This is a genomic window from Ohtaekwangia koreensis (assembly GCF_900167975.1).
GTDB classification, from domain to species: domain Bacteria; phylum Bacteroidota; class Bacteroidia; order Cytophagales; family Cyclobacteriaceae; genus Ohtaekwangia; species Ohtaekwangia koreensis.
This window is the reverse complement of the sequence record NZ_FUZU01000002.1, coordinates 401,467-423,342: the sequence shown is the minus strand read 5'-3', so window position 1 is coordinate 423,342 and position 21,876 is coordinate 401,467. Positions and strand designations below refer to the sequence as shown.

The 21,876-nt window shown below is 41.7% G+C and carries 21 protein-coding genes; 10 read left to right on the top strand and 11 right to left on the bottom strand.

Annotated features, from left to right (window positions below; translation table 11 throughout):
- Window positions 1-178 precede the first annotated feature (178 nt).
- A complete protein-coding gene (locus tag B5Y40_RS14785; RefSeq protein WP_245840560.1) occupies window positions 179-1,060 on the top strand; it encodes a universal stress protein in 882 nt (293 codons plus the stop codon).
- Window positions 1,053-2,285: a cation:proton antiporter gene (locus tag B5Y40_RS14780; RefSeq protein WP_143785830.1), complete on the top strand. Its 1,233-nt coding sequence runs from the start codon at window positions 1,053-1,055 to the stop codon at window positions 2,283-2,285. The genes B5Y40_RS14785 and B5Y40_RS14780 overlap by 8 nt, the downstream gene beginning before the upstream one ends.
- 44 nt (window positions 2,286-2,329) lie before the next feature.
- On the opposite strand, the gene mazG is transcribed toward B5Y40_RS14780, so the two are convergent.
- Window positions 2,330-3,157, bottom strand: coding sequence for a nucleoside triphosphate pyrophosphohydrolase (gene mazG / locus B5Y40_RS14775; RefSeq protein ID WP_079687568.1), 828 nt, complete (start codon window positions 3,155-3,157; stop codon window positions 2,330-2,332).
- 143 nt (window positions 3,158-3,300) lie between these two features.
- Between mazG and glmM the strand changes: the two genes are divergently transcribed.
- The 3 genes from glmM (at window position 3,301) to B5Y40_RS14760 (ending at window position 6,872) form a co-directional block, all read left to right on the top strand.
- Window positions 3,301-4,704 carry a phosphoglucosamine mutase gene (gene glmM, locus B5Y40_RS14770; protein ID WP_079687567.1) on the top strand — a complete coding sequence of 468 codons (1,404 nt, stop codon included), beginning with the start codon at window positions 3,301-3,303 and terminating at the stop codon, window positions 4,702-4,704.
- 68 nt (window positions 4,705-4,772) lie between these two features.
- Complete coding sequence (locus B5Y40_RS14765) at window positions 4,773-5,912, top strand: cysteine desulfurase family protein (RefSeq protein ID WP_079687566.1); 1,140 nt, start codon at window positions 4,773-4,775, stop codon at window positions 5,910-5,912.
- Between the two features lie 27 nt (window positions 5,913-5,939).
- The gene (locus B5Y40_RS14760) at window positions 5,940-6,872 is read left to right on the top strand and encodes an NHL repeat-containing protein (RefSeq protein ID WP_143785781.1); all 933 of its coding nucleotides are present in this window, start codon (window positions 5,940-5,942) and stop codon (window positions 6,870-6,872) included.
- A gap of 30 nt (window positions 6,873-6,902) precedes the next feature.
- Here the strand turns inward: B5Y40_RS14760 and B5Y40_RS14755 are convergent, their stop codons facing one another.
- The 3 genes from B5Y40_RS14755 to B5Y40_RS14745 are packed head-to-tail and all read right to left on the bottom strand — an operon-like array spanning window position 6,903 to window position 9,759.
- Entirely contained in the window at window positions 6,903-8,687 is a 1,785-nt protein-coding gene (locus B5Y40_RS14755; RefSeq protein WP_079687564.1) for a MutS family DNA mismatch repair protein, read from the bottom strand.
- Between the two features lie 5 nt (window positions 8,688-8,692).
- Window positions 8,693-9,175, bottom strand: coding sequence for a GAF domain-containing protein (locus B5Y40_RS14750; protein WP_079687563.1), 483 nt, complete (start codon window positions 9,173-9,175; stop codon window positions 8,693-8,695).
- A 50-nt stretch (window positions 9,176-9,225) separates the two neighbouring features.
- Window positions 9,226-9,759, bottom strand: a complete 534-nt coding sequence (locus B5Y40_RS14745) for an NADPH-dependent FMN reductase (RefSeq protein ID WP_079687562.1) — start codon at window positions 9,757-9,759, stop codon at window positions 9,226-9,228.
- 116 nt (window positions 9,760-9,875) lie between these two features.
- On the opposite strand from B5Y40_RS14745, the gene B5Y40_RS14740 reads away from it, so the two are divergent.
- Window positions 9,876-10,703, top strand: a complete 828-nt coding sequence (locus B5Y40_RS14740; protein ID WP_245840557.1) for a toxin-antitoxin system YwqK family antitoxin — start codon at window positions 9,876-9,878, stop codon at window positions 10,701-10,703.
- Window positions 10,704-10,831: 128 nt separating this feature from the next.
- Here B5Y40_RS14740 and B5Y40_RS14735 read toward each other — a convergent pair whose 3' ends face one another.
- The 3 genes from B5Y40_RS14735 to B5Y40_RS14725 form a co-directional block, all read right to left on the bottom strand.
- Complete coding sequence (locus tag B5Y40_RS14735) at window positions 10,832-11,593, bottom strand: creatininase family protein (RefSeq protein ID WP_079687561.1); 762 nt, start codon at window positions 11,591-11,593, stop codon at window positions 10,832-10,834.
- Window positions 11,594-11,710: 117 nt separating this feature from the next.
- Window positions 11,711-12,715, bottom strand: coding sequence for a lytic transglycosylase domain-containing protein (locus tag B5Y40_RS14730; protein ID WP_079687560.1), 1,005 nt, complete (start codon window positions 12,713-12,715; stop codon window positions 11,711-11,713).
- A gap of 65 nt (window positions 12,716-12,780) precedes the next feature.
- Complete coding sequence (locus B5Y40_RS14725; RefSeq protein WP_079687559.1) at window positions 12,781-13,533, bottom strand: LOG family protein; 753 nt, start codon at window positions 13,531-13,533, stop codon at window positions 12,781-12,783.
- A gap of 89 nt (window positions 13,534-13,622) precedes the next feature.
- Here B5Y40_RS14725 and B5Y40_RS14720 point away from each other — a divergent pair, with 89 nt between their 5' ends.
- Window positions 13,623-14,741, top strand: a complete 1,119-nt coding sequence (locus B5Y40_RS14720; RefSeq protein WP_079687558.1) for a glycoside hydrolase family 130 protein — start codon at window positions 13,623-13,625, stop codon at window positions 14,739-14,741.
- 3 nt (window positions 14,742-14,744) lie between these two features.
- Here B5Y40_RS14720 and B5Y40_RS14715 read toward each other — a convergent pair whose 3' ends face one another.
- From B5Y40_RS14715 to panC, 3 genes are all read right to left on the bottom strand, one after another.
- A complete protein-coding gene (locus tag B5Y40_RS14715; protein WP_079687557.1) occupies window positions 14,745-15,755 on the bottom strand; it encodes a lysylphosphatidylglycerol synthase transmembrane domain-containing protein in 1,011 nt (336 codons plus the stop codon).
- A gap of 37 nt (window positions 15,756-15,792) precedes the next feature.
- On the bottom strand, window positions 15,793-16,140 hold the full coding sequence (gene panD / locus B5Y40_RS14710) for an aspartate 1-decarboxylase (RefSeq protein ID WP_079687556.1): 348 nt from the start codon (window positions 16,138-16,140) through the stop codon (window positions 15,793-15,795).
- Window positions 16,141-16,204: 64 nt separating this feature from the next.
- Window positions 16,205-17,050 carry a pantoate--beta-alanine ligase gene (gene panC / locus B5Y40_RS14705; RefSeq protein WP_079687555.1) on the bottom strand — a complete coding sequence of 282 codons (846 nt, stop codon included), beginning with the start codon at window positions 17,048-17,050 and terminating at the stop codon, window positions 16,205-16,207.
- Window positions 17,051-17,171: 121 nt separating this feature from the next.
- Here panC and B5Y40_RS14700 point away from each other — a divergent pair, with 121 nt between their 5' ends.
- From B5Y40_RS14700 to glmS, 3 genes are read left to right on the top strand one after another with little or no spacing between them, the layout of a single operon-like run.
- Complete coding sequence (locus B5Y40_RS14700) at window positions 17,172-17,972, top strand: glycogen/starch synthase (protein ID WP_079687554.1); 801 nt, start codon at window positions 17,172-17,174, stop codon at window positions 17,970-17,972.
- Window positions 17,956-19,521 carry a DUF4270 family protein gene (locus B5Y40_RS14695; protein ID WP_079687553.1) on the top strand — a complete coding sequence of 522 codons (1,566 nt, stop codon included), beginning with the start codon at window positions 17,956-17,958 and terminating at the stop codon, window positions 19,519-19,521. The genes B5Y40_RS14700 and B5Y40_RS14695 overlap by 17 nt, the downstream gene beginning before the upstream one ends.
- 12 nt (window positions 19,522-19,533) lie before the next feature.
- Window positions 19,534-21,369 carry a glutamine--fructose-6-phosphate transaminase (isomerizing) gene (gene glmS / locus B5Y40_RS14690; protein WP_079687552.1) on the top strand — a complete coding sequence of 612 codons (1,836 nt, stop codon included), beginning with the start codon at window positions 19,534-19,536 and terminating at the stop codon, window positions 21,367-21,369.
- 75 nt (window positions 21,370-21,444) lie between these two features.
- On the opposite strand, the gene B5Y40_RS14685 is transcribed toward glmS, so the two are convergent.
- Window positions 21,445-21,852 (bottom strand): DUF1573 domain-containing protein, encoded by a 408-nt coding sequence (locus B5Y40_RS14685; protein ID WP_079688442.1) that lies wholly within the window; start codon window positions 21,850-21,852, stop codon window positions 21,445-21,447.
- Window positions 21,853-21,876 lie beyond the last annotated feature (24 nt).

Genomic DNA, 21,876 nt, shown 5'->3' with positions numbered 1-21,876 from the left:
TATGTATTTGAACTATAGCATGTTAATAGACGCTTTAGGTTCCGTTAATTTTGAAGTTTAACCATTCGACAGAAGTAAGATTTCGAGGAACAAGAAGGTTCTGAAAATAGAAGTGCATGGCCGGTGTACCGGATTATACTTATGGGAAGCTTTGTTAAAACCGTTATCTTACCGCTTCATGATGCATTTCCGCAAAATAGGATTGGCTCTCGCTTTCTCGCCGCGTACGCAAGCGCTTATGGCTGAGGCAGCTCGGTTCAAGCGAATGTGGAATGCTGAACTCATTCTTATACACGTAGGCGAGTATGGTGATAAAGAAAAAATACTGCTCGAAGAATTTCTGTCTGCAGTAGATCTGTCGCAAGCAAAAGATGTTCGTATCTTTTGGGAAAAAGGAAAACCCAGTGAACGGATACTGGCTACTTGTAAAAACGAAAATATAGACTTGCTTATAGCTGGGGCGCTGAAGAAAGAGAATCTTGTTCAATATTATCTCGGTACAATAGCCCGAAAAATTTTACGGAAGGCAGATTGCTCATTGCTAATGCTTACCGATCCATCGATAGCTCCAAATCCTTTTAAAAATATAGTGGTGAATGCCGAGGACAGTTCTTTTGTTGAGGAAGCTGTTCGTGCTGCATGCACAATTGGATTGCGGGATAAAGCGCAATGGTTGCATGTAGTGCGCGAGATAAAACTATATGGCCTCACCATGTCAGCAGCAGATCAACACTCCGAGCACGAATATGAAAACCTGCGACAAAGTCTGGTGAAAGATGAAATAGATAACGTTGAAAAAATATTGAATAGTATACCACATGAAGGGCTGAAAGTAAATATCAAAATGCTGGCAGGAAAGTCTGGATTTGAACTTGCAAAGTTTACGCAACGCAAGCATGCAGACTTGTTGGTGGTAGGGGCATCTCCACGGAGGTTCTCTTTATTTGACAGAGTCTTCCCGCATGACCTTGAGTATATATTTGCAGATATGCCTTGTAACCTGCTGGTGATTCATCCACCTAAAAATGAGCGAATCGGAAAGGAGGCAAAGCGTGGTTAGATTAAGTCATGCTGATGTAGTACACCTTCTGATGCAGCTCGGTATCATGCTCATCATGGGACGTATATTCGCGGAGGTTGCCAGAAAATTTAAACAGCCTGCCGTGATCGGTGAAATTATAGCCGGTCTGCTTTTAGGCCCCACCGTGTTGGGCATGATTCAACCCGAATGGTTTCATGCTTTATTCCCAGTGCCCAGTGGTGCAGGAACAGTATTGTCGGGTATGGTGCAGGTCGCTGTTGTGTTGCTTCTATTTATTGCCGGTCTTGAGGTTGATCTGCATATAGTATGGCAACAAGGAAGGCAAGCTATAGCAACCAGTCTGTTTGGTTTGGTAATTCCTTTTTTGATAGGCTTTGTATTTCCATATTTATTCCCGGAGTTCTTTGGTATAGCAGATATACATGCGCGATTAACGTTCGCTCTTTTTATGGGAACAGCCATGGCCATTTCAGCATTGCCGGTGATCGTTCGCATTCTCATGGATCTTAATATGTTCAAGTCACGCATGGGATTATTAGTAGTTGCTTCTGCGATGGTAGACGATGTGATAGGCTGGATGATCTTCTCTGTGATACTCGGGATGATTGGGAAAGGCAGTGTTATACCCGTATGGTATACGGCTTTACTCACATTGTTATTTGCTGCGCTCATGCTAACGGTGGGCAGAGGATTACTCAATAGATTTTTGCCGTGGGTAAACCGGAAGCTTGCCTGGCCTGGAGGTGTACTTTCATTATCACTGGCACTTTGTTTTTTTGCAGCAGCGTTTACCGAATATATAGGTATACATGCGATCTTTGGTGCGTTTATAATGGGTGTAGCCCTAGGTGATTCAGAACATTTTTCAGAACGTGCCAAAGAAATCGTTCACCAGTTTATCAACAACATTTTTGCGCCTTTGTTTTTTGTGTCTATTGGATTGCGTGTAAACTTCTTTACCAATTTCGATCTGTTATTAACGGTCATTATCATTTTCATCGCCTTTACAGGGAAAATATTTGGTGCAGGACTCGGCACACGATTAGGTGGCTTCTCCTGGAAAGAATCCCTGGCGGCAGGGTTCGGACTGAATGCCCGTGGTGCAATGGAAATTATACTCGGCTTAATTGCATTGGAGAATGGATTGATCAACGAAAAAGTATTCGTCTCCCTGGTTGTGATGGCACTCGTTACCAGCATGACCAGCGGCCCGCTTATGCGATGGAGTTTGAATAGAAAATAATTGTATGACTGTATTCGGATTCAATCACAATATATACTATATACTTAAGGTAGCTTGGTATTCATGCCTTTGGCTTTCTCCCAGTATATATCCATCTCTGCAAGCGTCATCTCTCCCATAACTTTTCCGTCTTTAGCAGACTCAGTTTCAAGGTATTGAAAACGCTTGATGAATTTTTTGTTGGTTCGTTCCAATGCTTCCTCCGGATCGATGTCGATAAAACGCGCGTAGTTAACAAGTGAAAAGAGAAGATCCCCAAACTCTGCCATGGCTTTCTCTTTACTGATCGCTTCGTTGGATTCTGTGTTGAACTCCGTTTTAAATTCCTGCATCTCTTCCTCAACCTTTTGCCATACCTGCTCTTTCTTTTCCCAATCAAAACCGACACCGCGTGCTTTGTCTTGAATGCGGATTGCCTTCACCAACGCAGGCAAAGATTTCGGTACACCTTCCAGCACAGATTTATTTCCGGTCTTCAACTTAATTTTTTCCCAGTTCGCTTTTACAGTTTCTTCATCGTTAGCTACCACATCACTATAGATATGCGGATGTCGTTCAACAAGTTTATCACAGATTGAATGCAACACATCGGTGATGTCGAAAGCACCAAGTTCAGAAGCAATGCGCGCATAGAACACAAGGTGTAACATGACATCACCAAGTTCCTTTTTTACTTCTTTCAGATCTCCTTCTAAAATAGAATCCGACAGCTCGTATGTTTCTTCAATGGTGAGATGACGAAGACTTTCCAAGGTTTGCTTTTTATCCCAAGGACAATTTTCCCGCAATTCATTCATGATGGTGAGCAACCGATCAAACGCTTTTAATTTTTCTTCACGTATCGGGTCTGGCGCGGATATAACTTTTTTCATACTTGCTGTTCAGTTGATTGACAAAATAACACGCGTCAATCTACAATGTAAAATCAGCAATCAAAATCGTACTTCGTAAAGCTGTGTCTCGTGTCTCAAAGATTTCTTTCTTACTTTTGCCCTCCCCATTAAACTAAAATTAAGTGACTTTAATAAAATCGATTTCCGGTATACGAGGTACTATTGGAGGTACAACAGGAGACAACCTCACGCCTCTTGATATTGTAAAATTTGCTGCAGCCTACGGCACGTTGTTAAAGAAGAAAGAAGGAGCAACAAAAGTTGTCATCGGCCGCGATGCGAGACTCTCCGGTGAAATGGTGAGCGCGCTGGTAACCGCTACGCTTCAAGGTCTGGGATTTGATATTGTCGATCTCGGTCTTTCAACAACGCCTACTGTGGAAATTGCTGTGCCGCTGGAAAAGGCAGCCGGTGGTATTATACTCACAGCCAGTCATAATCCTGTGCAGTGGAACGCCTTGAAATTGCTAAATGAAAACGGAGAATTTATTTCAGGTGAAGATGGCGAAGAAGTTTTGCGAATAGCAGCGAAGGAAGAATTTGAATTCGCACAAGTAACAAAGCTTGGTAAATATGAAAAGAAGGATGACTATATCCAGATTCATATCGATCAGATTCTGAAACTCCCACTTGTAGATGTAGCCGCAGTAGAAAGCAAAGGATTTAAAGTAGTAGTGGATGCTGTGAATTCAACCGGAGGTATAGCAGTGCCCATGCTTCTCAAAGCAATGGGTGTGAAAGTAAAGGAACTATACTGCGAGCCTACGGGACATTTTCCGCACAACCCCGAGCCACTTCCTGAACATCTTACGGATATCTGCCGCGAGATAAAAAAAGGAAAGTATGATTTAGGTATTGTGGTTGATCCGGATGTAGACCGTTTGGCATTGGTGTGTGAAGATGGCACTCCTTTCGGAGAAGAGTATACATTGGTGGCCGTTGCTGATTATGTATTGAATGCCGGCAAAAAGAAAAACGGAAATACAGTTTCCAACCTGTCGTCTACACGCGCACTGCGTGATGTAACCGAGAAGGCGGGAGGTAAATATGCTGCTGCTGCGGTTGGCGAAGTAAATGTCGTTACCATGATGAAAGAACAGCAGGCCGTGATTGGTGGTGAGGGTAACGGTGGCGTGATTTATCCGGATCTGCACTACGGCCGTGATGCACTGGCAGGTATAGCACTTTTCCTGACACACCTGGCAAAGTCTGAGATGACGGTTTCACGACTGCGCTCAACATACCCGAGCTATGTTATTTCTAAAAACAAGATTGAATTGACCGCGGATATCAATGTCGACAAAGTGCTGGAGGCGGTAAAAAAGAAGTACGCCAAGCAGCCGATCAACACCATTGACGGTGTTAAAATCGAGTTTGATAAGGAATGGGTGCACCTGCGGAAATCGAATACGGAACCAATCATCCGTATTTACGCAGAGTCAGACATGGAGGTAAAAGCCGATAATCTTGCGAAAAAGATCATATCAGACATTAAAGAGATCATTAGCGAAAAAACCTTGGCTTAATATCGGGCACCTGGCAAAGGATAACTCCGAACCTTTTAACTTTACGGCCAGAACTCATTAAACGAACTATGCGCATTTATTTAGACAATGCAGCTACTACCCCGCTGGATCCGGAGGTTTTTGAAGCAATGAAGCCCTTTATGCTGGAGGATTTTGGAAATCCATCTTCCATACATGGGCATGGGCGGAAGGTAAGAGCTGCTATTGAATCTGCCAGAAAAAAAATTGCTGAGTTGTTAAACTGTACGCCCGGTGAAATCATCTTTACTTCCGGAGGCACAGAAGCTGACAATGCAATTTTGACAAGCAGCGTTCGTACATATGGTATAAAGAATGTTATCTCTTCGCCTATTGAGCATCATGCGGTAGAGCATACGTTGCATTTGTTGACGAAGCAAGAGCAACTCAATCTGCGCATGGTTCAGTTGGATGCAAAAGGACATATAGATCTGGATCATCTCGAAAGCCTGCTGAAAGAAAATCCAAATGCGTTAGTGTCATTGATGCACGCGAATAATGAGATCGGAAATTTGTTGAACCTAGAAAGAGTTGCCGAACTCTGCGATCAGTATAAAGCATACTTTCATTCAGATACTGTACAAACAGTCGGGCATTATCGCCACGATCTTAGTAAAGTTAAAGTGCATGGCATTACTGCCGCTGCGCATAAATTTCATGGACCGAAAGGTGTTGGCTTTATGTTTATCCGCAAGGATAAAAAAATTCAGCCGTTCGTTCATGGTGGTGCACAGGAGCGGAACATGCGTGGCGGAACTGAAAATGTATATGGTATTATAGGTCTCGCGAAGGCGCTTGAAATTGCCTATAGAGATATGGATGAACATATACGCTATATAAAGGAATTGAAAACCCGGATGATCGAAAGATTAACGGAGCAGATTCCTGGTATATCTTTTCATGGTGACTCCGCTAACCTCGAAACCAGCTTATATACTGTACTGAACGTGTCACTTCCTGAATCAGACGAAAACGACATGATGCTTTTCAATCTTGATCTGCAAGGTATATCTGCTTCCGGAGGCAGTGCATGCTCAAGTGGTGCCGCACAAGGCTCACATGTTTTAGGAGCGCTTTACCCGGAATCAAAAAGAGGAGCGATACGTTTCTCTTTCAGTAAGTATAACAAACCAGAAGAAATTGACGTTGCTGTAAAAGCATTGTCAGAGCTTTGTAAAATACCTGCATAAGTGAACCCATCTATAGCCCATATATTCATGAAATTTATTCCCTCAATTCTTGTTGTTGCTTCCCTCATGTTTTTAGCGTCTTGTGGTGGAGGTATAGATAAGGACCCGGTATATCCGAAAGCAACGCATCTTTACTTTTCAGACTATAGCGGTAAAAAGATAGGCGTTATGGATGTAAATGCTCCCGGAAGCTACACCACGATAGCTGACGAATCCAAAGGCTTGGATACACTTGCAGGTATAGCAATAGATTTTGTTGCCGGTAAAATTTACGCGGCCGAAGAAACAAACGACAGAATTCTGCGCATGAACCTGGATGGCTCGGGTACACCCGAAGTTATATATGATGCTACAGATAGTGTAAATATGCCGACTGCGTTGGCGATCGATGCTATCAATAACACACTATACTGGGCTAATTCAGGAACCGGACAAATGAAAACGGGTAGCCTTGATGGTACTGCGGTAGCAACTTCCATGTTTGCGTATGATACAGTGTTGTCCTATAGCTACGGAGTTAATTATGATCCATCAACAAAGGCGATGTTCTTTTCAGACCTGACTGATTTTGCATCAATATGGCTTTATCAGGTAGGGAGTACGTCAACAATTCCGACTCGTTTTTTCGGTATAAACAACCTTACGTTACAAAACCCTTCCGGTATACATCTGGATGCTGTGGCGAACAGCATTTATTGGGCAGACGAAGGTTTAGGGAAGATTATAGGTTCCAGCCTTTCAAGTGGTAGCCCTGTTGTTTTATTTGATCGTCAGGATGGCGTGACGCGACCGGATGGAATCGCCATTGATAAGGGCTCGGGAAAAATATACTGGACAGAAACAGATCCTAACACAGACACACATATCATTGCACGCGGTAACCTGGATGGTTCAGGAACGCGCGAAGTGGTACTTCAGGGAGTTGAATCCTATAGTATAGTTCTTCAATTTGCCAAGTAGCAAATAGTAAGCAATTGTATAGGTTGCTTACTACGCTGGAATGATTCCCATTTTCTTCATCAGAAATGTAGCATTCATTTTTTGAGCAAGTCCCGGCTTTAATTTATAGTCGAATGAGAGCTGATCATTTTCAATGGTCGCCTCGAAGCAATAATTCTTTACACGATCCGGATATTCCGTTTCAAGGTCTCCCAACGCAAGGTCGTGTGTGGCAATCATTGCGAGACAAGGATGTGGCAAAAGTTGTTTTACCAATGCGATTGACCCTGCTTGCTTATCTGTTGAGTTTGTGCCCTTCAAGATTTCATCTAGCAAAATCAGCAAGGGCTTATCACTTCGTAATTCATCCATAATCGTTTTTAGCCGGTTAAGCTCGGCATAGAAATAAGATTGATGATCTTTCAGAGAATCAGCTGTTCGCATGCCGGTTCGTAAATGAATGATGGGACAACGGAATGACTGTGCGCAGACAGGTGCTCCATTCAACGCGAGCACCAGATTTATACCAACCGTACGAAGAAATGTACTCTTCCCCGCCATGTTAGCACCTGTTACAATCAACACCGATTGCCTGTTACCAATAAGCAAGTCGTTGGCGATGCGCTCATCTTCCTGGATGAGTGGGTGACTCAGCGCTTCTATTTCAATGGAGAGCTTATCATGTATAGCAGCATATTGAAAAGCAGGATGATTGAATGCGAAGGTGCCGAAGCTCCCGAGAACTTCGGTCTCGTTAATAGCCTCCAGCCATGCTATAAGTTTTTCAGCATGGTTAATTTTCCAGCGCTCCAGCCGGTATATACATTGCAGATCATATAGCAGTAAACTGTTTACTACTAACGTAGTCATCGCGTTAAGCCGGGCATCCAATGCGCTTACAAGGGAGGCAAGCGACTGTACTTTTTGTTCTGCTTCCTGAGCACTGCCTGCAAGTTTTTTAAGAAGTGGTGACTGGAATGTATTCTGCTGAAGGTAATGGAGCAGTCGCGCATACTTTTGAAGTATATTTTTCTTGCGACTGATATAATCATGGAAAGCATTTACTTTTTTTAAGTGGAAGCCAAGTATAGCCCATTGAGCAAGCGCACAGAGTATAGCCCATCCTTTAAATGCAGGTGAAACAAAAGCGAGTATCACCAACGCGATGGTAATGACGGGAAATATAGCAAGCAGATAACGGTATAAAGGCTTGGTATATAGAAACGAAGGGTGACGAAGCCAGGCTTCGAGCTGTGCTCGATCATCAGGCTGCTCGTCCATCTCTCTCCCTGCCGCCTGAAAGTGTTGTCTGAAATCTGTGTGTGAAGAAAGTTCTTGTATAGCCTGTTGCTGTTCATGAATAGTTTCTGCTGATAATAACGGTGCGGAAAGCCGATCTGCAAATCTTTTTTTCCCGCCAAGGGTATTGCAACGATTTATATACTGGAAGAGGGAGCCTTCACCAAAAATATCGAGATCGTGTGAGTAAGGATGATGCGCATCTGTAAATTCTGAACCCGTTGCAAAGGAAGAAGAATCTCCTGCAGCAGCTTTACTCTCGGCATCATTTAGGGATACCAGGTTTTCAAGATGTGTTTTCTCCTGAAAGAGTTTGCTATGTCGCTGAACAAGAATAATGAAAAGCACGAGTAGCATGGCTGCTACGTAAAGTAAATTGAAGTTCGAAAAACCTAAATATACTATAATAAGAAAGGCGAGTGCAGTAGCAAGTCGTACATTGGAAACCAGATTGATTTTTTTAGTAACGGAAGAAAGGCTTTCAGCAAAAGTTGATCTTCGGGTAGTATAAAAAAGATGAAGTTCTTGTTGTGTCATTCTGCTTACAGCAATTTTTCAATAATGCGCATAACTTTCTCTAATGATTCACAGTCTGTCTCATCAAAGTCGTCCAGTATATCACTATCAACATCCAGCACGAGAGCAACTTCTCCATTTTTAAAAGCAGGCAAAACAACTTCTGATTTCGAAGCAGAGCTACATGCGATATGACCTGGAAACTCATCGACATTCGGAACGAGAATCGTTTTCTTTTCTTTCCAGGAAGCACCACAAACACCTTTGCCGAAGTTTATACGGGTACAAGCGATTGGTCCCTGAAAAGGCCCCAGCACGAGTTGATCATTCTTTACGATATAAAATCCAACCCAGAAAAAATTCATCGACTGCTTTAATGCCGCTGCAATGTTTGAAAGATTGGCTACCGCATCCGGCTCACCGTCTACCAATGATTCAATCTGTGGAATGAGTATATCGTATCTTTCCTTTTTACTGGCGGATGTTGAAATGATAAGTTCTTCGGCCATGAGTTTATAGTTTTAACGCGATGCGTGAAGGTACCAAACGTATATGTGTTTTAAAGGTTAACAATTGATTTTATCAGCGCATTCCATACCGCCAACAAAGCGCGTTCGGTTTCTGAATCTTTTATGTTGCCTTCTTTATCAATTTTTGAACGTATAAATGGAATCAACAATGCAGCCTCGTCCGATACTTTTGACGATAGAGCAGAGAGCGTTAAGAGTAAGGACGCATGCGCTTTATCTCCACCGGTTGCCGCAGTGATTACCGCTACTGGCTTGTTAACAAATTCGCAAGATCCAACTGTCCAATCCAATGCATTTTTTAACGAACCCGGTACACCAAAGGCGTATTCCGGAGTACAGATCAAAACACCATCAGCTTCAGTTAGCTGCCTGCGCCAAGCCTCAACTGTTGATGGAACTTCATTACTGTCGTTAAAGTGCGGAAGATCAGCGATGCCTTTATATTGCGTTACCACGACATTAGCAGCCGTTGATTTTTCCAGAAAGTTTAAAACAATTTGTGTCGATGAGTTTTCACGAAGACTTCCGCTAACGGTAAGAATTTTTATGGGACTGCTATGCATACAGATTTATTGTTGACTTGAACCTTATGGCAGAAAAAGAAGTTTCATTTTTTCAGAGAATCTTTTGACACTATTTTTTGCCTAAATTCGTTCTGAATTTTGTTACTGATAATATTATGAAACGGTATTTGTTTTTGATATACCTGTTGGTTTCTTTTTGCTTGTCCGGGGTTGCACAACAAACAGCACCGGAAGAAGAGCAACGCTTCTCCATTGATACACCCGCCACGCTTGATTTTAAAAAAGAGGAAGAGCCTACTGATACCAAAAAGAAAAAGAAACCGAAGAAAAAAGTTTTCTATGGCATTAAAACCAAGAAGGGATTTACGCGAAAAGGTTTTGGTGACCGCACTACGTATGAAACATTTTATTACCTGAAGAAAGCAGAGAAGTCTCAGACGTTTGCCAGAGATATATACTGGTATGACTACACCCGGAAAGAAATCCGGAAGACCAGTACGTTTGATCCCGCAAAAGGTGTCTTGCTACACGGTCCGTATGAAAGAAGACAAGGTGAAATTGTTCTGGCTAAAGGAATATTTTATAAAGGCACCAAGCATGGACGTTGGCTTACCTATAGCCGCGACAGCGTGCTTACCGATAAAGAAAAATATTATAGAGGCTGGCCGCGTGAATCGCTTGTATCATATTATGATCCGACAGAGCGTAAAAGGATGAAAGAAATGACACCTATTGAATTCGGAGAGAAGGAAGGTTTCTATTACTTGTTCCATGAAAATGGAAATGTAGCCGTACAGGGAGAATATCATTGGGATGAAAAGGTTGGCGATTGGACTGAATATTATCCCAACGGAAAACGAAAAAAAATTATCGCGTATTCGAAAGAAGCTTTTGATAAAGAACTGAAGCCATACATCAAAGCCGAGTGGAACGAGAAGGGAAAAGAGATCTATAAGAATACTAAGATGGCAGCGCTTAATTAACTTGTAGGCTTCGCGTGCTAGTGGGTTCTATATATAGTGCATTTCCTGTAAATCAACTATGTGACTCCTACTCTTTGTTTTTATATACTCTTGCAATAGTTTTTTTATGCTCGTTAACAAAGTTACGGCTAACTATATAGATCATTATTGTCTGCTTCCGCTACTTCCTGGAAGAACTTCCCTACTTTTTCGGTGACGGCTTTAAAATAGCGAGCTCCTTTTTCTGCAGATGCTTTTCTGGGATCACCTACACCGGTATCTTTTGTAACCTGCATCCATTTGCGTTCTGCCCAGGCCCAACCCTCGCGTATAGCGGTAATGCGAAATTTTTTGGCTGCACCATCACCGGCCTCTTGCAAGGGCCGCACAAGTTGGGGTGTTAGGTGCATCATAACACTTGTCTCCATTTCGCCTGCATGATCATCTTTATTTTCAAAAAATTCTTTTTGGTCCAGGGCCTGATACCAATTACACTGGCATAAAAACATGTCTGGAAACTGAAGACCTAATTCACGGATCATGGTTTTGAAATCATTGCCACCATGACTATTTAAGATGATCAGCTTAAATATACCTTGCCTGTTAAGCACTGTTACTATATCTCGAAGTATAGCGAGTTGCGTACTGGGGTTCATGTTCATATCAAGCTTTACGTCAAACTGCCCAGTGTTAACACCGAACGGTATGGCGGGTAGCACCACTACACGCGAGCCATTTTCCCAGGCTATACGCGCAGCTTCGGCAGCGATGTTATCAGCTTCTATTATATCGGTCCCATACGGTAGATGGTAATTATGCGCTTCACACGCTCCCCACGGAAGAACAGCGAGTCTATACTTTGTCTCTTCAACAGTCTTCCAGGTGTTTTCGGCAAGTATATAAGGGCGCATAGAGAGGGATTTATTATATTAATTCAGAAAAGTCTCAAACTTGAAAATTCAAGATTATAAAATTTAAAACTTGTATAGAATTTTCAAAATGATAGATATAGATAACCGATCTATACTTTATGAGGGAAGAGCGATTTTGTAACGCTTCCCCTTCTTTACAGTCAGTCTGTCTTCACGCAACCAGGGATTGTGCCGTTTTAGTAATTTATAGTTAGCTCCCTGTTGAAGTGAAAATGATATCAAATCTTTCACAGTTTCGGAAACCTCAACGTATCGAAGTGGCTCCTGCTGGTATAGATGACGGGCTTCAATTTTAAATCCATACTTGGCCGGGTGTTCAATGATCTCTTTAATTGCCAGTATTCGGAATACATAACGTGATGTTTCATCATTCAGGTATAGATCATAGTACGACTGAACGTGTTGATCATCCAGCGCGCGCTCTACACCGCCCATCCCTCGGTTGTAAGATGCCGCCACCAATGCCCAATCGCCAAACTTGTTATGAGCTTTCTTCAGATATTTACAAGCTGCTTCTGTTGCCTTTAAGGGATCGAAACGTTCATCTACTTCATTGGTGATTTCAAGACCAAGTTCTTTACCGGAAGACTCAAGTATCTGCCAGTACCCCACGGCATCCCGATAGGAAGTAACATTGAGCAGATTACTTTCAATCAACGGCAGGTACTTGAAATCATCAGGTATATTATACTTCCGGAGTATCGCCTGCATTTGCGGAAGCCAGCGGTTCGCGCGCTTGATCAGAAATATAGTGTTGCTATGGAGGTAACAATTGATCTGTAATTCTTTGTCCAGTCGTTCACGAACATCTGGTATAGCTAATGGAACGGATTCACCAGCAAAAGTTATTTCTTTCGGAAGATCAAACGAAATGGCGGCTAGGGGTGACGTGGTAGAAGCTGTTATCTCTTCATACTCGGTTGGTATGACACCTTCATCAGAGATGGTTTCTTTTGAAAAATTTTGTCTTGTCTGACTATATATTATATAGCCAAATAGAATAACAAGCGTGCAGACAGAGATGAAATCTGCAGTTGTTATATTTCCTCCAGGAAAAAAATTTCTTCTTCGTCTTGTCGGCTGTGAGGAATTTGTCTCCATTCAGAATGCATCAGTGTGAATAATTACCTTCATTAACAATGATCGTTCCTAATGCGTCTTTATCATCAGAAATTAGGTGATAATAAATACTTCGCATAGAACTCATCTATAACTGCTACAGCATCTTCAGGAGTATCGACCAGATCAAAAAGATCTAAATCTTCTTCGTGGATCATACCATCGTGAACGAGTACTTTTTTCCACCAGTCAATTAAACCTCCCCAGAATTTTTTGCCTACCAGTACAATGGGAAAACGTCCTATCTTTTTTGTTTGAATCAAGGTAAGTGCTTCGGTAAGTTCATCCATTGTGCCAAAGCCTCCTGGCATAACGATGAACCCTTGTGAGTATTTTACAAACATCACCTTGCGCACAAAGAAGTAATCGAACGAGATCAACTTATCCGGATCAATATAGATATTTCCTTTTTGTTCATGAGGCAGGTAAATATTCAGACCAACAGATTTACCTTTCGCGCGATTCGCACCACGATTACCGGCTTCCATTATACCAGGTCCGCCACCCGTGATTACACCGTATCCTTGTTGTACGAGTTGAAACGCTATTTCATCAGCCATTTTATAGTATGGGTTGCTGGGCTTCACACGAGCAGATCCAAAAATCGTAACGCACGGTCCTATTTTTGCAAGCTTCTCAAGTCCCTCTACAAACTCTGACATTACCTTAAAGATCATCCAGCTGTTAGCTCCTTTTATCTCAGCCCAATCTTTATCCTTAAATGCTTTTCGAATGCGATGCTCTTCTTCCAGTGCCTCTTTGATCAACTCTTCTTCAACACGTTTCTTTTTTGTTTTCATAATACTAACTTAAACGTTTATAAATAATAAGGATGTCACTTCTATGTACATCCTCGTCTGCATCTGCTGAAATATAAAAATATATCTACATGAAACGAAAAAAGAATTTTCAGGGTGTTCTTTTGGTATTGATTTTTATTTCTCTTTTAATTATTCGTTGCGGACATCCAAAAACGGAAACAACAACAGCTCCTATACAACCCGACTCATCATGGGCATTAATCCCGTTTGAAAAAATCGATAGTGTAAATCCTATTCTACTGCCCGGCACAAATACATTTCGCTGTCCTATTTTACAAAAAGAAGTAAAGTGGGAAGAGAAAGATGTTTTTAACCCTGCTGCCGTTATACGCGAAGGCAAAGTATATCTGTTATACCGCGCGGAAGATGTAATTGGAAAATATGCGGGGACTTCACGGATTGGGTTGGCTATAAGTGAAGATGGAATACACTTCACAAAAATGAAAGAACCTGTATTATATCCTGATAATGATAGCTTGAAAGTATATGAATGGGAAGGAGGAATAGAAGATCCGCGCATCGTAGAGTCGGAAGACAGTACCTATATACTCACCTACACTTCGTATGACGGTAGCGTTGCGCGGCTTATGCTGGCGACATCAAAGGATCTCATTCACTGGCAAAAGCAAGGATGTGTCTTGCGGGGTAAATATAAAAATGCTTGGAGTAAATCCGGAGCAATTGTAGCACGACAGAATGGGTCGCGCGTAGTGGCTGAAAAGATAAATGGTAAATACTGGATGTATTTTGGCGATACAGATTTATTCATGGCTACATCGGATGATCTTATACGTTGGACACCTATAGTAGAGAATGACTCGTTGAAGAAAGTTCTTCATCCCCGGAAGGGATATTTTGATAGCCGTTTAGTTGAGAGTGGTCCTTATGCTTTGATAAGAGATGAAGGAATTCTCTTGCTATACAACGGAATGAACCTGGATGAAGGTGGTGATACAACGCTGGCGAAAGGAGCATACTGTGGAGGGCAGGCACTTTTCGATAAGAATGATCCTGCTAAATTAATCGCCAGGTTAGAAAAGAATTTTATACGACCGGATAGAGACTATGAAATAAACGGCCAGGTAAATCAGGTTTGCTTCCTCGAAGGAATGGTGAAGTTTAAAGAGAAATGGTTTTTATACTATGGCACAGCCGATTCAAAAATAGCTGTAGCAGTTCATAAGTAGCTACTAGGTTGAAGAGGTATCCTTCTTCCGAACTATATAGGAGGTGATCAGTAATGATATTGCCCCGCATAGAATCATGATAGCGGTTTGCCATCCATGAAATATAAATGTAAACGCAACAGCTTCTGTTTGTGGAATGCTATACAGGAATACCAGTCCTTGTGGGACCAGCACGTGGTACGATCCTGTGCCACCGGGTAGCGGGGCTGCCATGGCTATCGACCCTATAGCGAATAAACTCAACACGGCACCAAATCCTAATTCACTGGTGGATGGAAATGCCTTGAGTACGGTATAGCTCGTGAGGAAATATAATACCCAGATTAAAACGGAGTAGGTAAGAAAAAGACTTTTGTTCTTTAACTGGAACACAGACGATAAGCCTTGTTTGAAGCCTTTCCAGGTCTTGGATATAAAACCTCTTACCTTTTGATTTTGACGAAGATACAGGAATAAAACAAGGGCAAGCACTATACATCCTATACCTATATATAGAAGTAAATTTATACGGGAAGAATTTGCACTGGAAGTCCCGATTGGTAAAGTATTTATAAAGCTGAAAAGCTTTTCAGATTCAACAGCGAAAGATATACCGATGAGAACCAACAGGCAAAGCATATCAATGATGCGCTCGACAACCACAGTGCCAAATGACATATCAACGGGTGTTTTATCCAGCTTATAAAGATTATAGCATCGTGATAGCTCACCACCTCTTGGTATCACCAGGTTCACCAGGTAGCCAACCATTAGAGAAAAAAAACTATGCGAGAGTTTGGGGTGATGACCAGCCGGTGCCATTAACATTCGCCAACGTTCAGCACGAAGCAAATGACTGAGTATAGAAATTCCCGCCATCGCCAGTAGCCATCCTTTGTGTGCTGAGTTCCAGGTATGCTTTAAATAATCTAATTTGTTTTCGCCTTGTAATCCACGAAGCGAAAACCAGATTAGCAAAAAGGTAATTGCAAAGATTACAGTATACTGGACAAGAGCCTTAAGGCGTGAAGACACGGGCGATTAAATTGAGGTTAGAACAAAATAAAACGCCTTAAGGTAGTTTATTATCCGGAGTAGGGAAAATGATCGTAGGCTTGAATTTTTTTGCTTTTTCAAACTTCATGGATGCATACGATATAATAATTACAATATCGCCTACTTGCGCCTTTCGTGCTGCAGGTCCATTGAGGCAAACCATACCAGTACCCCGCGCACCTTTAATCACATACGTCTCCAGACGTTCGCCGTTATTGATGTTTACAACTGTTACCTTCTCGCCTTCTATCAGGTTAGAGGCGTCCATCAAATCTTCATCAATAGCAATGCTTCCTACATAATGCAGTTCTGCCTGTGTAATTTTTGCGCGATGAATTTTCGATTTTAAAACTTCTATTCTCAAGGGATTGAAAATTTATAGTTCAATTAACAAGGTCAAAAAAATGTGTTGTGCTGATCTCAGGAGATTAATCCAAAAACATATTATCAATCAATCGGATCTCTCCTATAAACCCGGCAATGCACATAATTGGCCGATTCGAGTCCTTAACGTTTTCTAAAAGATTTAAGTTTTTGCTGTCAGCAACTTCGAAGTACTCGAGTATTGTTCCGGGCTGTTGTTCAATGATTTCCTTTACAAGATTCTTTGCTTCAGATATACTTTTACCTGATAAAAGAATCGTTTTGGCAGCACTTAACGCGCGAAAGAAAACAATGGCTTGTTCGCGCTGCTGCTCGTTTAACCGAAGGTTACGCGATGACATAGCCAATCCATCCTGCTCGCGTGATGTTGGTTCGCTGTGAAGCTTCAAATTAAATTTAAGTTCTTCTGAAAGCTGTCTGATCACAGCAAATTGCTGCCAGTCTTTCTGACCGAAGTACGCATGATCGGGCTCCACAATATGAAACAGCTTCGATACTACAAGTGCTACACCACTAAAATGTCCGGGACGAAATTTACCTTCCATCACTTTGTCAAGATGGCTGAAGTCAAACTTGATCAGGGATGTTTCTGGGTACATTTCAGCATTGTCCGGATAAAAAACCGCATCGCATTCAACTTTTTCCAATAATAAAGTGTCTTTATCAAAGGTGCGTGGATACTTCAGCAGGTCAGCAGGGTTGTTGAACTGAGTAGGATTCACAAAAATAGAACAGACGGTTATTGAATTCTCTTTTTTAGAGGCTTCAATAAGCGAAAGGTGCCCGGCATGAAGAGCCCCCATCGTTGGTACAAGTCCAATAGACTTGCCACGTTGCTTCTGGGCGTGTATAAAGGCTTTTAATGGGGCTATTTGATTGAAAATCTCCATTTTAGGCCATTCTGGCAAAAGGGGGCAAAGATATAGGGAAAATTGAAAATAGGTTGATCATGGGGGTATTTATTTGTACTTTTGTGGCTCAATTTTCCGTTCTACTTTAAAATCAATCAATATGTCAAAACTCCGTATTCTTTATGTAGCCAGCGAGATAAACCCCTTTCTGCAAACTTCGGATGTAGCGGACTTTGTTCGCAAACTTCCGCAAGCCATGCAGGAGAAGGGAATGGAGATTAGGATTCTGGTGCCGCGCTTCGGAATTATCAACGAGCGCAAGAACAGGTTACATGAGGTGGTGAGGCTTTCTGGAATTAACATCGCTGTTGGCGATGAAGAAAAACCCTTGATCATTAAAGTTGCATCCATTCCAAATGCTAAGCTTCAGGTATATTTTATCGATAACGAAGATTACTTCCACAGAAAATCTGTCTTCCACGATAAAGAAAATAATTTTTATGAAGACAATGATGAGCGTGCTATATTCTTCTGCAAAGGTGTAATTGAAACTGTTCGTAAATTAGGATGGGGTCCTGATATCGTGCATTGCAATGACTGGATCACAAGCTTCATTCCGTTGTATCTGAAGACAACCTATAAAAATGATCCGTTGTTCAAAAACACAAAAACAGTTTTCTCGATCTACAACAATCCATTCTCACACAAGTTCAAGGGAGATATACTTGATAAAGTGAAGATGATGGACATTGAAGATAACATGCTGGGCAATTTGAAGACAGCAGACTTTGAAGGCTTTATTAAACTTGGTGTTGAATTCTCAGATGCAGTAATTGCTGCTGGTGAAACCACAAAGCTTGAAGGTCTCTTCAAAAAGATCAAGGAAAAGAAAGTTGAAACAATAGAAGACGAAAACTATACTGAATCGTATTATAATTTCTATAATGAACTTGCGGGTTAAGCGCGTAGGGCAATTGGCTATGTTGGCAATTGCTCTATTTTTTTTGTCGTGCGAAGATGGAACAAGCCTCCTCGGTTACGAAAATCCAACATCCAAATTTGATCTTTCATTTATAGATATACCAGTAGAGACAAGCGTTATACAGCTTGACTCTATACGTACGTCTAACTTTAATGCATCGAATGATTTGAACCGACTCCTGGTTGGTAAAACTGACGATGCGCGATTCGGGGATGCAACAGCGATTGCATTCACGCAGTTTCTTCCTAAAAGTGGATTGGACACTTCCGTAACGAATCATACGCCTGTCTTCGATTCTATATCATTACAGTTGCGTCATGACTACTACGCATATGGTGCGAATGGTAACACACACCAGGAGATCAATGTTCATGAACTCACCGAGGCGTTGAAGAGTTCATTCAGCACAACGACTACCACGAATACTGGCGGACAACAGAAGCCACATACAACAACCTATAACTTTCAAAAAACTTATCTTAGTAAGGATGTTGCTACGTTCGATCCAACCGCTTTAGGTACAAAAGGATTTAATGTCGATAAGGACAAGTATAAACTGGGAGCAACGGATGCTACACCTGATACAGTATATACTACGATACCATTGAGTGATGCATTTGGTCAAAGACTGTTCAATCTTGCAACAACAGCGAGTAAAACTGACTTTACCAACTACACGTATTTTACGGAGCGATTCAAGGGATTGGTATTAACACCGGGCGAGTCTGATAAAATTATAGGCATCAGACCTGGCGATGATTTCACGAAGCTTGTCATGCACTTTCATACAACGAAGGATACATTGACTATTGAATTTAGTCTGAACAATTTGCTGAGCTTCAATCAGATTACAGCGGATCGTTCTTCTTCTGAATTGGCTACGCTCACTACAACGTATCAAGACACAGAACCGAATGGTGACCTTAGGTATATACAAGCTGGTACTGGTGTTGTAACAAAGATTGATTTCTCGAAGTTTGAAGAGTTTGCGGCAACACTGGATAGAGTGGCTATAAACTCTGCAGAATTTATAATCAATAGTATAGAAGACCCGGCAGGTAATGAACCACCACCAAACCTTGTCGTAAAATTATTGAAAGATAATAACCGGCTTAAGAAGCCTGCCTTCCGTGGAAACAGCACAGCCTTTACAAATGATGTGGCTCAAATCAATTCCTATAGAGGGTATATAAATTATGACGTAAGCAGTTTTTCAAATTTTTATAGTGGGTCAGTTCCATTTGACAGTACATTGAATATCATCAATGATGTTGGCAGGTTCTGTACACTTAATTATTCTGAGACAGATAAAAAATATAAAGGGTCAGCCTCGTTATTTTTTCAACAATTGTTTTCTAAAACAGCAGAAGAGACAAAATTCACCAAGGCAGTTTTGGTTCCTTATGAAGGTGCATCCTCAAGTTATCCGTATGGAAGACATGTTATCGGGAAGAGCTTGAACCGGGTTGTCTTTAATAAGAATAATATAGTACTTCGTGTTTACTATACTGTACCTACAGTTAACTAAACAAAACTCCTTATGTGTGGAATTGTCGCTTATGTGGGCTCACGTCAAGCTCATGAAATAATTATTAAAGGTTTAAAGCGTCTTGAGTATCGCGGCTATGATAGCGCAGGTATTGCATTGTTAAACGGAGGCTTAAATGTCTATAAGAAAAAAGGCAAAGTCTCTGAACTCGAAACGCATTTAAAAAATAAAAATCTTAACAGTCACATTGGTATAGGCCATACGCGTTGGGCTACTCACGGAGAGCCTAATGACTGCAACGCGCACCCCCATTATTCTGCATCTGGTAAACTGGCTATCATTCACAATGGTATAATTGAGAATTATAGTGCGTTGAAACAAGATCTTTTAAGAAAGGGTCATACGTTTTTAAGCGATACCGATACCGAAGTTTTCATTCATTTTATAGAAGATATTAAAGAGAATGAAAATTGCTCTTTGGAAGAAGCAGTTCGTCTTGCGCTAACGAAAGTGATCGGAGCATACGCTATCGTTATCATGTCTCTGGAAGATCCTGATCTTCTCGTGGCAGCACGTAAAGGCAGTCCATTAGTAGTTGGTGTTGGTCGAGGTGAATATTTTCTTGCTTCCGATGCAACACCGATCGTAGAGTATACCAACGAAGTTATATACCTGAACGATCAGGAGATTGTTGTGATCCGCGATGGTAAGCTGAGCATCACCAATACAGCGAACCTTCCGTTAACACCGTATATCCAGACCGTTGATCTTGAACTCGAAGCTATAGAGAAAGGTGGCTACGAGCATTTCATGATCAAAGAAATATTTGAACAGCCTCGCTCCATCAAAGATTGTATGAGAGGACGGCTTGATTCACAGACTGGGAGATTGATCTTGGGAGGCTTACGCGAGTACGTGAACAAACTTGTTAACGCCGATCGTATTTTGATTGTTGCCTGTGGAACATCGTGGCATGCTGGGCTTGTAGCGGAATATTTCTTTGAAGAATTTTGCCGTATACCGGTAGAAGTAGAATACGCTTCTGAGTTCCGTTATAGAAATCCTGTAATCCGCGAAGGCGATGTAGTGATCGCTATATCTCAATCAGGGGAAACTGCAGATACACTGGCAGCGATCGAACTTGCGAAATCAAAAGGTGCTATAATTTTTGGTGTTTGTAATGTTGTAGGTTCATCTATAGCACGTGCTACACATGCGGGTGCCTATACACATGCCGGTCCGGAGATTGGTGTGGCCAGTACAAAAGCATTCACAGCACAGTTAACCGTGCTTAACATGATTGCACTTTTGGTGGCACAAAAGAAAGGGACCATCACAGAGCAGAAGCTTCATGAAATGCTGGTGGAGATGGAGACTATACCGGAAAAAGTGGAGAGAGCTCTTCAGCTTAACGATCAGATCCAGGATATAGCGGCAACGTTTAAAGATGCTCACAATTTTATTTACCTGGGCCGCGGATATAATTTTCCGGTAGCACTGGAAGGGGCATTAAAGCTGAAGGAGATTTCATATATCCATGCAGAGGGTTACCCAGCAGCAGAAATGAAGCACGGACCTATTGCTCTTATTGATGAGGAAATGCCTGTGGTATTTATAGCGACACGCGACAGCTCATATGAAAAAGTTGTGTCGAATATACAGGAAGTAAAAGCACGTAAAGGTCGCGTAATCTCAGTAGTGACAGAGGGAGATCAACTCATTCCTAAAATGTCTGAGTTTGTGATTGAAGTGCCAGCCGTACACGAAGCGCTGATGCCGATGGTATCCGTTATTCCATTACAGTTGCTTTCGTATCACATCGCCGTTATGCGCGGATGTAATGTAGATCAACCCAGAAACCTCGCGAAGTCTGTAACAGTAGAGTAAGAAAACTATAGATATAGTAATAGAAAGGCCGGAGATATACTCCGGCCTTTTGTGTTTTTTGAGATATACTTCAAATTATTCTGTCACTTCACCTTTGATAGAAAGTAGTACAGCGCTTTCTTCGGTGTTCGCGTTGATGGTAACTGTCTTTGTAAATACACCAGCTTTTGCAGCGTTATAGGTAGCTTTCACAAAACCTTGTGCACCTGCAGGAATAGGTTCCTTAGTATATTCTGCTACCGTGCAGCCGCAAGATGCTTGTACCGATGTTATAACAAGTGGAGCATCACCAGTGTTGGTAAATTTAAATTCATGTGTTACAGGAACTCCAACCTTGATCTTACCAAAATCAAAGGAAGTTTGCATCCAGGTGAAAGCTGCTGCACGCAAAGCGTTAGTAGGCCTTTCGTTGGAAACAAATGTTTGGGCAATGGCCACAGAGGCAAATACGATTCCCAGAATAATTAAACTTGCTTTTTTCATAAATGTATATGGTTTTTGATTTAG